Below are 12,114 nucleotides of genomic sequence, written 5' to 3'. Positions count from 1 at the left end.
TCAAATCCGTCTTCATCAATATAAAATATTGCGGCTCCATTGAAATATTCATTTGAACTGGGATTAGGCATCATTATTTTTTCTTCTATAATTCCATCTGTTAATATTCTTGAATCTCCCAAATTTATTGGAATCACTAACAAATTTTTTTCTTTGGAAAACAGAAACGCTTTATGATCATTAAGCGCGATTGAATTTCCTCTTTTGTTTTCAAAAATATAAGTATCAATTTCTTTTGGGTCGCCTACATTAGAAACATCAAAAAGAGACAGTTTTAATCTCGCGTTCCAATTGCCAGAATCTTTTCCCAAGCCGATTAAAGTTGTTTCGTCATAAGGATGCAGATAATTTGAAAATCCTGGAATTTTTAGCTTGCCTAAAACCCGTGGATTTGTTGGATTTTTTAAATCAATAACAAATAAAGGATCAATTTGTTTGAATGTTACAAGATAAGCCCTGTTTTGCATAAATCGCGCTGAATAAATTCTTTCGCCTTTAGCCAAATCTTCTATTTTTCCGACAATGTTTAAATCTTTGTCTAAAACATATAAATTATTATAGGATTCACTTCCCCCTTCGTCCATAAGACGCGACCAAGTTCTGTTTTTGGTTGTGGCAATTCTAAAATATCCATTGTTTTCATCCATTGAAAATTGATTTAAAACTTGCCCAGTTACCTCGCCAACAGCTTTATACTCTAACTTATTTTTGTTAATCCCAATTTTATGGATTACTGTTTTTTCAAGCTCTTTGGATATGTCTTCATATTTTTCAGTTAATTTTTGTTTTACTTTTTTTTCTATCGCGTTTTGCTCTTCTTGTGAAAGCAAACTAACATACATTCCTACGATATTTAATATCTTGTTTGCCTTTTCTTCATAACTTAAAACTCGTTCTGAAGTTGCTTCTATTTCTTGAATTGTTTGTCTACTGTCAGAATCTAACATTGGAAATATAACCTCTTTTACTGAATCTGCCATTAGTGTTTCCTCTCTAATATATTTTGTGTAAGTGATGTAAATATTTTTTTGCGAAACATATAAATTTTGCCCATAAGACAAAAGATATGATTCACTATTTATTATTTCTCTGTTATTTTTAATATTTATAGCGGCTATGTGCGTAAAATTGTAAGAGCTATACGGCATATTAATATAGTAGATATCCATCATTTTTTCCCTGAGTATTGCTTCGCCATTAGATAAAATTATCGGCTCTGGCATATTTTTGTAATATCTTGCCGGCTGTTGCGTAATAAAATAAACATAATCGCCAACCATTCTTGAATTGTAAAATGTTCCTTCAAAATCTAAGTCCCGAATTTGCTTTGGATTTTTTTTGTCGCTTAGATCAAAAACTTTGAAAAAAGTAAAATTACTGTTCGGACGCAATGTTTTATACAAATCTGTTTTATAAATTAAATCGTCTCTTCCATAAACTGCCAAGCTGTTTCCATTAATATAAATATTTTGCGGTTTGGATTGAAATTTAATTTTAGAAATTATTTTTGACTGATCAGCCGGAAACGCGTTAATAATGAAAAGTTCGTTTTCAGAAACAGCGTAAATATATTTGCCGTCTGTTTTTATAATATCAGCTTCATCAACGCCTTCAACTTGAATATTTGTTTCTGAATAATCGTTTGAATCTGCTTCTGTCGCCATCGCGCTATCCAGCATTTCTCCGCCCATGCCAGCTGGAGCTCTAAGCATCATTGATTTTTCCATTATCATATTTCCTCCCTGATAATGAGTTTCCTTTGAAAGCAAAAAATCTTTTAGCTCGTCATAGTCTTTGATTTTTTTAATTTTTGACTGATCTGCTAAAATATCAGCTGCGTTGTTAATATTTGTTTTATTATTTTGCGCTTGATTTGAATTTTTATTATTGCTGATTTGAACTGTTTTTTTGTTTGTCGGTGTTAGCGCCAAAATATAAAAAATCGCGCAAAGAATAATAGCGATAATCGCGAAAACAATAATTTTTATATCTAAGTGGTGTTTTTTAATTAGAGGCTCCTCCTCTATTATATTTTTTTTTGCCATAAATTTATTTATAATATTTAGATATTTTTATTATAGCATAAATAAACCAAAAGAAAAAAGGCGGCTGTGGATTTTTATTCCTTAGCGCGCCTTTTGATTTTTTGTTTTACGCCTCCTTTAAAGCTGGAGGCGAGTGATAAATATAGATATCTTGTTTTTGTATTCTCTAAAAAGAGAAATTAATTCTGAAAAAACAAGATTTTCTATGCTTTTTCTTTTTGGAGCGTTTTTAACAATTTTTTCCGCTCCATTATAAAATTTTTCAACCGCCAACTCGCGGTTGGCAGTAGCTTTATTCATATCGTCCGTCGTGACAGATGGGTCGTCACGATTAAACCTTTCCAATAATTTTTCTGATTCGCGGATTTTATAATCCACAAGCGTCTTTTTTCTCCAAGTTGAGGAATAAGACTTTTTTGAAAAATTGGCTGTCCGATTGTATTCCGCTATACGTGAAATATCGTCAGGTCTAATTCTGTCTATCATCATCAGTGCGACTAATAATATCATTGGACACATGATAATGATTGCGATGCCTCTGATAGCCCAGCACGACCACCTCTCATACCATTTTATTTGCTTATGAGAAGTAATAAACAAAATAGTTGTGGCAATGGCGATAAGGATGATCGGCCAATACCCCTCCCAGTTTTCTCCGTTGGTAAAAGGGAGATATCCTGTATTAATGTAGCTCCGTAAAATAAATATGGAGCATAATAAGGCGCCACTTAATAAAATCTTGAACGGTCCTTGTGTCATTAACAATGCGAATGTTAGCATTGATATCCCGCCAATCATCCCAACAAAATACATATTGTTGGTTATAATTTCGTTAAAAGTATTATGAATCATTGTAAAAATAATTAATCCATAAATTCCCCATAACAAAATTTGTTGTCCTGCCCCAGCTTCTGGATTTTCAAGTTTTATTAATTTGTTTAATCCTAAAAAACAAATTAGAAGCAAAATGCTAGTGAATACGGCGTTAAACAAACTGCCACTCGGTTGAGAATCTACAAAAATTCCCAAACCGCCCATTACTATTACAAATATGATAGCAGGAAAAAGCAAATTAAAATATTTGGCGATAAAACTCGGAAGGATTTTTTTAAAAATATCCTTCCAGTCTTCAATCTCTATATTGGTATCTTTTCTAAATTTTGGCCAAATATATAACCACATAAAAGATATAGTGGCTAAAACTATAATTATAGCCGTAGGATTGCTAATTTTCATTTTCTTCTCCTCCGAATTCAAAGGTGGATTTCAAAAGATTTATTGCGTTTTTAAAATCCTTTTTTATTTTTTCCTGTTCTTCTTTAGGCAATGGTTCTAACCCAAAAAAATTGTATTTGCTGTTATTATCGTCAAGACTCATCGCTCTTTTTAAAATTTCAAACCCTGGTTTAAAAACAGACGGAACTGATAAAATAGAGTCCTTTTCAGTTTCTGTCAAACTCTTAAGTCCTGGGATATCAGAAACTTTATCATCGCCTTGAAGCTCAAAAATTTTTATTGAGACAGATCCATAACTGAAGATTGGCTCTTGATATTTTCCTGTCCAAATTTTATCCAAATTCGGATTAAAATCTTCCTTGTCATATTCCAGACTCAAAATAATTTCACCCGGAACCATAATTTTCATTTGCGATTTAACACCAGCTAATCGTTTTGTCTCTCCCTGATAAGTAACAGTAAAATAAATTATGTCGCCCCAAGGATCTGTCATACCGCCATAAGCGTCATGGCTGATAGACTCAGGACATTTCAGTTTGAACTGCCCCTGAGCATCAAAAACTAAAATACACGGTTTGGATATTGTTAATCTCTTTTCGTAAGAAGCAAATTGCCCATTGAGATTAACAAAATATTCAGTCTGCGGAGTTTGGCTTAAGATAAAATACCAAAATCCGACAAGGAGCAATATAATAATTCCAAGAATGCCCATTATTGGCATAAATTTTTTTTTCATTTTTTTATCCCTTTTTTTTACCTCTGCCTTGTATAAACTCATGCAATATACTGCCGAGCATATCAAAGCTGATATAAGCCATTGCGCTGAGACCTTCCTTACCTGTCGCGCCTTTTGATTTTTTATCATGTTTTTTTCTTGCTTCTTCTATATGTTTCCAAGCTATTTCAGGAATAAATATGAAAAGAAGAAGAATATAAATGGTTAAAAAAGAGAAAAAGAAAACTAATCGTCCTATAACAGAACCAACTCTGTTAAATTCGGCAGGGCAACAACCTTTTATTGAGAGTCCTGCTAATTTTTTGATAGAACAAAAAAAGTTTTCGTCTTTCTCTTCCGGCAATAAGAGATGCATTCCCAGAGTGATTTTTTTTGATAAAGACAATCTTGCTTTTGCCTTTTCCCATTCCTGAGTTTGCGCTAATTCTTCATTTACTGTAAGATTAGTTTTTTGGACATAATAAGAATGATCATGAAACAGGTCAACTAATCCTAACAACAAAGAAATTAGAAGCGTCACAATTCCTATCACAACAACAGCGGCAGGATAAAGATCCTTTCCTGTTATTTCTTCAATAATAAAAGTTAAAAATGCCAATATCAATACCCACAAAACAGCATGCTGAATAATTATCGCTAATGGATAAGTTAAAAAAAGCGTTAGCAAAACAATAAAAATTGTTATGCTAAAAATCACTTTCTTCTTATTCAGATGTTCTTTGATCGGCCAAAAAGGCCAAAACCAAATTACTGTTAGTAGTAAAGGAAAAAAAATTTTGAATAATAATTTTTCCCCTAAAGCGCCTACTGCAAAATACATAAACAACAAAGCGCTTACCGCAAAGACAAAATTCCTTAGCCGCTTCCAGCGTCCATGTTTACGACCTTCGCTGATAATTTCTTTTTTAGATTTGCCGTTAGCGTCAACGACATTAACTTCTTTAAAAACAGTTTTGCCTTCTTTGTCCTCTTTTACGGTTTTGGTGACAAAATCACGCTTGTCATTCCAATTTTCAGGAATAAAAAATTTTAAAATGATTTTAAGATATAATATAGACTTTCGTTGTTTTGTTCTACAATGGATAGCTTCCACTCTGCCTTTTGTTTCAACGATTTTAGACCAAATTTGCGAATGTAATATAGAATGTTTTAAATTGAATTTTAATTTAGAATAAACGACTTTCACGCTGTTGCTTATTTCAACAATTTTAGACCGACACAATAAACTTAAAAAAATTATTCTTTCTTTCATCTCAATACCCTCCAATATTTTGTTTTTAATTGAATGTGAATTGTCAATGTCCAACTTTAAAAATACAAAATCATTCTTAAAGCAATACAAAATTATAGCAAAAAATAACTTGATTGTCAATAGAATATTGACAAAAAGAAAAATAATGGTAAAATCTATAAATCAAAACAAAAGATAGCTCATTGAAAATTAAATAAAAAAAGGGAGGTGATGTTATAATTTTAAAAATCGGCTAAGGAACCGCGAATTTTGTTTTACAAAATTAGCGGAATAACAAAAATCAAAAACAGAAATAAAAGGAAAAATAAATGAAACCAAAAATCATTATGGCTATTTTTTTGTTGCTTGTTTTTAGTGCTTTTTCAAGCGCTATGGCCTGCGACCCAAGCGATCCGAGTTGCCAGCAAACCGCTGACGGATATGTTTATGGTGGTGGTTTGTATGAACACGGAGACAGCAACTTTGGCGGATATTCCATGTCAGAAGACATGGGAGAATATCACGCAGTTGGCACAAATTACGCAAGTGGTTATGCCAACTTGGGATCTGTTTTAAAAGGAGACAGTTGTCCCAACGGGCTTTCATGGTCTCGTAGCAAAATTGCAACCGAAGCCGGCGCTGATGGCAATATAGAAGAAAATACTCATATTGCAGGTTATGTTGGTCAAGGAAATTGGTCTAATATTGACCGAGAAGACGACAATTTTGCCAGAGGGATAAACATAACCAATGCCGAATATGAAGGCGAAAACGGTCCTTATATTGATGGATCTGCTGACGCCTGCGGAAGAACTTTTGTTAATGTTGCTGAAAATAATGACGGCAATATTTTGAAACGCACCTCATCCGCTTTAACTATCGGCGCGTCCAAAGCCGATCAGACAAGAGATGGCGAAGTAAAAATCGACGGAGAAGGCGAACACTTAACGGGATCACGCCAACAAAACGATTCTGTTGATTTGAGTGCTGGGAATCACGGGACTTTTTGCTATGACGGTTCAGCCCCCAATACCATAGCTGGTGTTGGGATAACTGTTGGCAAAAGCGTGACCACGACCGAAGTATTTCCAGATGGTATTAATTTTAAGGCAAAATCAAAATCGCGTTCAAAAGGGAATATCATATAACAAAAAACCAGGGGCGGGAGATAATAACAATTTCCGCCCCACAATTAAAAGGAGTTAAAAAATGAAGATGCAACGATTATTATTTTTTTGCGTGATACTTACATTTTTATTTTTGCCAACAAACTTGTTTGCAGATACAACAGAAGCCTCAGCAGAAGCCGGCGCTTCATTAGATTATCATCCTTATTATGAGAGTAGTACTGATAAGCGAGGGTTTCCTGGAATATACAAGATGGACTCATCTTTTACAAGTCCTCTTCATCCCACATATATAAAAGAAGGATGGAAATTTTGGGAAAATAGTTATGGTAAAGAAATAACTATGGAAATGATAAATGGGATGAGGAAAGGCGTTAAAATCAAACACATAGAGTCTAATTTTTGGGCGACATTTAACGCCAATAATATTCCTATAGTTATTCTTTATTGGCATCCGCAAGGAGCAATAAAGATTGGGGAAGTAAAAATTTGTGGCAAAGAACAGTCTGTTACTGACGCTGTCGTTATGGAAGGATTATATAAAGCTAAAAAAGAAAGTGGAGTTATTTATGTAGTCCCTCTTCAAAAAATAAAATATGAAACAGTAGGAAAAATAAGAGCCTTAGGAACAGCTGGTGTGATTAATAAAGCAATGGGTCCTGCGGGAGAAACAGATAAAATAATCGGCGGTGGCGCTTTTGGCGGAGGCATAGGGACAGCAAGATCCTATGTTGATGAAAATCCGATAATAAGGATTTTATGTTTTGATAGATATGGACCTCCTCCTGTTAAAAAGCAAAAAGAGCCTGCTGATAAAAAAGTTGAAAAAAAAATAAAACCAGAAGCCAAACTTTCTGATATTTATTTCAATTTTGATAAGTCTGACATTATTGGGCAGAAAGAACAGCTTGAGAAAATTTCCCAATATGTGGAAAATAATCCAAGCCAGATATTTTGGTTTATCGGATCCTGCGATACAAGAGGAAGCGATAAATATAATGATCATCTTGGAATGGAAAGAAGCAAGTCAGTCGCGATTGAGGTTGCAAATATATTGCGTAATAATGGAATGCCTTTTGGAGAAATCCAAAAACGCGTCCGTTATGTTTCCGAAGGTGAACGACATCCTGACTTCACAAAACACGCCAACAATCGGCGCGTTTATGTTATCTCAGGGAAAAAAATAACTCAGGTTGAAACAATACCTGAATATCTTGAAATAGACAAATAGGGAGGAGAAAAAATGAAAAAATATCTTGAATTTTTTGTAATCGTTATAGCTTTATTTTTAACCTCGTGCGCGAAACCCGCGCTAGTCAATCTAGGTATGCCAGAGATTTACAATCCTCCTGTAATATTGACGGAAAAAGAGCCAGAGACTAAATTAGTTCCAGTGTCTGAGATTAATAAGCCAGACACAACAAAAGCTATAGTTCCTACGCCAAGTGTTAGAGATAATATCAGCCAACGTTTAACAGCGCTGGAAAAAAGAATGTCGTCTGTTGAGAAGAAAACGACAACCAACAGCGCTGACATTCAGTCAGTTACAATGCGCGTGGCTGAAATGAAAATTTTGTCAGAAATGTCGTCTGACTATATGGCATGTATTGTTGGAAATTTTAAAGTCGGTCAATCTAATATAACCGATGATCTTGGATCTAAAATCGTCAACAAATGCCTTCCTTATTTTAAGGAAGAAGCAAATAAAAAAGGGAACGATTATAAAATCTCTTATATCCTCGGATATGGCGATATAGGAGGGAGGACCGATATTACTGAGGCTATTTCTCAAGCTCGGTCTGAAAATATAAAGGATTTTCTTTTGAATAATGATAGTGTGGCGAAAAAAACAATAAACGCGCAAATTGTTGTAGGAGGTCCTACCGCGATGTTTGGTCACGCTGACTACAACCGTTGCGTGGTAATAGTAGCGGAAATGGTTTATAAATCAACTATCTCAATATTGCCAAAAACAAAACAATAAATTCGGCTGGAAAAAACAGCCGAAAAAATACAAAACCCCCGTAAGGAAAAACCTCCGGGGGCTGTTTTATTTTAAAAAAAATTTTAGTATAACTTTTTTATTCCCTCGTGTCCATTGTTGGTATTTTTTTAATCTGACTTTTATTTGAATTCGTATTTATAATTTTTTTATCTGTTATATTTTCACTTTCTGTATTTTCGCGTCCAATAATTTTGCCTAACTTTTCAAGATTTTCTTTTTTATCATTTAATTCGAATCTTTTCTCAGCTTCGCCAACTTCAAATCTTTCTAAATATTTTCCAACTGTTTCTCTCTCTAACGGATTTCCAAAAGATTTTTTTATTTCACTAAGATGAGATAATAATTTTTTATTCGCGATATCACTATGCTTTTTATCTGAAACCTCGCTCATATTTAATGTTTTAGCTTTTTCCCATTTTTCTTCATCCCAAAATATTCCGAAATACCTGCTTAAAAAAGGTTTTATGTAAAATTCTTTTCCTTTAACCAAAAGATTGTCTTTAGCTTGAATAAGTTTTTCTTTTTCCATCCAACCTATTTCATTATTTAGATTTTTATACTCTTTTATTTCAGTTTGATGTTGTTCGTTAAATATTTGTATCAAATTTGTTTTTAATATATTAATTTTAGCTCTTTCTTTGCGCAAACTATCTTTCGCGTCTTCACTCGCATTTGTTATTTTATCTATTTCGCGACTTTGATTATGTAAATCGTCTATAATTGTTCTTTGTCCTGAAATATTTAATTTTTCAAATTTTTCTATGTTTACCGCGTTTGTTTCATCTGTTTGCCCCCCAATTTCAAGAACACTTGTTTTTTCGACACTTCCAGAGCCGTCTAAAATGTCTTGATAATTCTGTGTTGAACGAGGCGCGTCTGGATGTTTATGAAAAAAATCTTTTAGAGTCTCATTATTTTTGACAATGTTTTCTATTTTTTTATTGCTTAATTCATCCGTTAATTTTCCATCATTAAAAACCGTTTTATCAATTTCGTCAAATTTAATATTTTTTAATTGATCTATAGTGATTTTGTCAGGATTGTTAATTTTTTCCAGACCAAATTGTTTTTTAACATCGTCATCTCCTGTTTTAATAATTTCAATAATTTTATCTTTTATCTTGTCAATATTATAGGTTTTAAGAGCTTCCGCGCTTTTTCCTGTTTTGTCGCTTTCTCCTAAATTATTAAAATCAGAATATTTAGCTTGTAGATATTTTTCAGCTGTTGTCCAAATGCTATCCCCTTTGCTAATTTCAAATGTTTTTGCTTCAATATTTTGAATTTCACTATCGTTCATTTTAAGTTGATCACGCAAAAAATTTGCAAGAGAATTTTGGCTTATTTTTTCTTTATCTAATTCTTCTATAAGCCCTTTAAGTTGATAATCTGAAATATCATTTATATCATCAATATGATTTTGTTTTGAATATTTATTAACAACACTTTCTAATTTTTTATCTGTAAATTCTACTAACGGACTTTTTAATGACTCTGCTGTTGAATCTTTTTCAAAATTATTGTCTGTGATTTTTGGCTTATATGTTTCTGTCTCTTCAGTGCCTTTATCTGATGCCCCTGCGTCATAAGATCCAATATTAGACACATCAATTGAGTGAAGATATTTATTTTCCACAATTCCCCAGTCGCTAATATGAGATTCTAATACTACACTAATATTTTCTGGTTTATAATTATGATTTATACTGTTTCTGAAAAATTCAACTGCTTGTTCATCAGTTAATTTCTCTTCATTAACAATATCAATATTATTTTCATTGCAAAAAATATCTAAAGCTTTTTGTATTTCTTTTTGGCGTTTAATATTAATATCTAGAAATTCTTTCATTCCTTGTGCCTCTTTTTCTTCAGCTAAAATTTTTTCAGATTTTTGTTCTTTGTTTTCTTGTGTCGCGTTGTCCTCAGTGACATTAGTGTCGCCTTTTATTTCAATCTGTCCATCAGTCTCGTTTGCGCTATTAGCTTTTGCCTGCGCTGAATGCACAAAAAGTTCGCCAAACGCAAATCCTGCTCCAGCGCCAAGTATCTGCATTGTTATTTTTCCTCTTTTCACAACCTGCTCAGCTAATTTTTTTTCTAAAATTTTATTTTTTAATTTTTCATTATTTTCCGCTAACAATTGTTCTGCTTTTTCAGCTTTTGAAATTTTTTCTTTTTCTATTTTTTCAACTTCTTCTCTTAACTTCGCGTATTCGCTTGGATTTTCTTTTTTAAAATTATAATCCATCAGTTGCGCTTTAGCTTTGTTAAACAGATTATCAGATATTTCTGTTTGTTTTGTTAAATCTTCTGCTTTAACTTTACTTAAAATATCATCTGCTCTTGTATTTTTTAAAATTAAATCAGCCATCGCCGAACCAACTTTTGCTCCTGCAAATGTAAATAAAATTCTTTTAACAGTATTTGACTGCCGAGCTAAATAACCAGCTCCGGCAAAAACAGCGACTGTTCTTAATTTTTTTTCAATTGTGTCTTTTCCGCCAAGCCATTTACTGTCTAAAACTTTTTGAATTTTATCAATTCCTTTTTTAAATAAGCCTTTTTTAAAAAATTCCTGTTTTAAAAGCTCTGTATTTTCCTCATTTTGAAACAGAGCTAACATAGCGTTAACGCATGCTTCTTTTTCCTTTAAATCTAAATCTGGATAACGCTCGTCCAAATAATCATTTAAAGATTTTTCATAATCTTTTTTCAAATAATTCACAGCTTCTGAATATTCCTGATATTCATCTATTTCTTTTTTCTTTTTTTCTTCTGTCCATTTTCCTTTTTTTAAATAAGCTTCGCGTTTTTCTTCTAAATTATTTCTTGCTTCTTGCTTTTCTTCACCGCGATGATCAATCTCCTCTTGCTTATTAAGAGCTATTTCAGCAATGATGTCAGTTAAAAATTTATCTTTTTCAATTTGGTTTTCCTTTAACTGTTTTTTCAGTTCGTTTTCAATTATTTTTAATTTTTTACCTAAAATTTTGGCTGTTATAGCCCCTTCAGCCATACGAATTCCAGCCAACGCGGAACCGCCAAAAACTCCTGCTGTTCCTCCCGTTGCCATTGTTAACGCGCCAACTCCAGCTCCTAATCCAATATAAGCGCCCCATCGCGCTCCAGCAATCGCTAATTTTCTTTTAAACGAACCTGAATATAATTCTTGTTCTGCTTTTTCTTTTATTTTATTTTCTTGATTTTTTATTATTTGTTTAATTTTTTCTTTTTCTATTCCTGTTATCTCGCTAACGCTTTTTGTCAGTCCTAACATTTTTGTTTCATCCGCCTTAACTTTATCTTCTTTGGAAATTTGTTCTAAAATATTATTTATTCTTTCCATTATTTCTTGATTTTCTCTAATCCCCTTGCTTTGCGCAAAAACAGCTTGCTCTAATTTTTTTTCAATATCTTCTGGATTATCAATATTTTCAATTCTGATTTTGGCTGTGTTCAACATTGCCCCAATATCATTATCTATAATTTTTTCAACTGGTTTTGTTAGTTCTTCTTGCTCAATCTCTTTTTTAATTTCTTCTATGGTTGCCGGGTAGCCTGGCGTTGTGTGCGTCGGGACGCCGACAACGATACACGACATGTACGTCCCGTCCGCCATCCGAATACAATTATATTGCTCATGCATTCCAACCGGGTGTATCCGTCGGGACGCCGTCCAGTACCGGTCGTGCACAGCAACATCCTTGCTCGCCGCAACACTCGCCCGCCGCAAC

8 protein-coding genes are annotated in these 12,114 nt (G+C 33.2%); 3 read left to right on the top strand and 5 right to left on the bottom strand.

All coding sequences use genetic code 11. The annotated features are described in order from the left end of the window. The 4 genes from U9O55_03000 to U9O55_02985 all read right to left on the bottom strand — a co-directional run. Nucleotides 1–2,045: beta-propeller domain-containing protein (locus U9O55_03000; GenBank protein MEA2088780.1), on the bottom strand; the 2,045-nt coding region annotated here is incomplete at its 3' end. 117 nt (nucleotides 2,046–2,162) lie between these two features. After that, nucleotides 2,163–3,281 carry a hypothetical protein gene (locus U9O55_02995; GenBank protein MEA2088779.1) on the bottom strand — a complete coding sequence of 373 codons (1,119 nt, stop codon included), beginning with the start codon at nucleotides 3,279–3,281 and terminating at the stop codon, nucleotides 2,163–2,165. Then, complete coding sequence (locus U9O55_02990) at nucleotides 3,271–4,017, bottom strand: hypothetical protein (GenBank protein ID MEA2088778.1); 747 nt, start codon at nucleotides 4,015–4,017, stop codon at nucleotides 3,271–3,273. The genes U9O55_02995 and U9O55_02990 overlap by 11 nt, the downstream gene beginning before the upstream one ends. Nucleotides 4,018–4,021: 4 nt before the next feature. Continuing rightward, nucleotides 4,022–5,269 (bottom strand): hypothetical protein, encoded by a 1,248-nt coding sequence (locus U9O55_02985; protein MEA2088777.1) that lies wholly within the window; start codon nucleotides 5,267–5,269, stop codon nucleotides 4,022–4,024. A 308-nt stretch (nucleotides 5,270–5,577) separates the two neighbouring features. On the opposite strand from U9O55_02985, the gene U9O55_02980 reads away from it, so the two are divergent. The 3 genes from U9O55_02980 (at nucleotide 5,578) to U9O55_02970 (ending at nucleotide 8,359) form a co-directional block, all read left to right on the top strand. Beyond that, on the top strand, nucleotides 5,578–6,396 hold the full coding sequence (locus tag U9O55_02980; protein MEA2088776.1) for a hypothetical protein: 819 nt from the start codon (nucleotides 5,578–5,580) through the stop codon (nucleotides 6,394–6,396). A gap of 61 nt (nucleotides 6,397–6,457) precedes the next feature. Further along, on the top strand, nucleotides 6,458–7,606 hold the full coding sequence (locus U9O55_02975) for an OmpA family protein (GenBank protein MEA2088775.1): 1,149 nt from the start codon (nucleotides 6,458–6,460) through the stop codon (nucleotides 7,604–7,606). A gap of 96 nt (nucleotides 7,607–7,702) precedes the next feature. After that, a complete protein-coding gene (locus tag U9O55_02970) occupies nucleotides 7,703–8,359 on the top strand; it encodes a hypothetical protein (GenBank protein ID MEA2088774.1) in 657 nt (218 codons plus the stop codon). 97 nt (nucleotides 8,360–8,456) lie between these two features. Here the strand turns inward: U9O55_02970 and U9O55_02965 are convergent, their stop codons facing one another. Further along, nucleotides 8,457–11,981 carry a hypothetical protein gene (locus U9O55_02965; protein MEA2088773.1) on the bottom strand — a complete coding sequence of 1,175 codons (3,525 nt, stop codon included), beginning with the start codon at nucleotides 11,979–11,981 and terminating at the stop codon, nucleotides 8,457–8,459. Nucleotides 11,982–12,114: the final 133 nt, after the last annotated feature.

Source organism: Patescibacteria group bacterium (genome assembly GCA_034660655.1).
In the GTDB taxonomy this organism is placed as follows: domain Bacteria; phylum Patescibacteriota; class Patescibacteriia; order JAACEG01; family JAACEG01; genus JAACEG01.
Note: the sequence above shows the minus strand (reverse complement) of the source record. Positions and strands in the feature narration are given on the sequence as shown.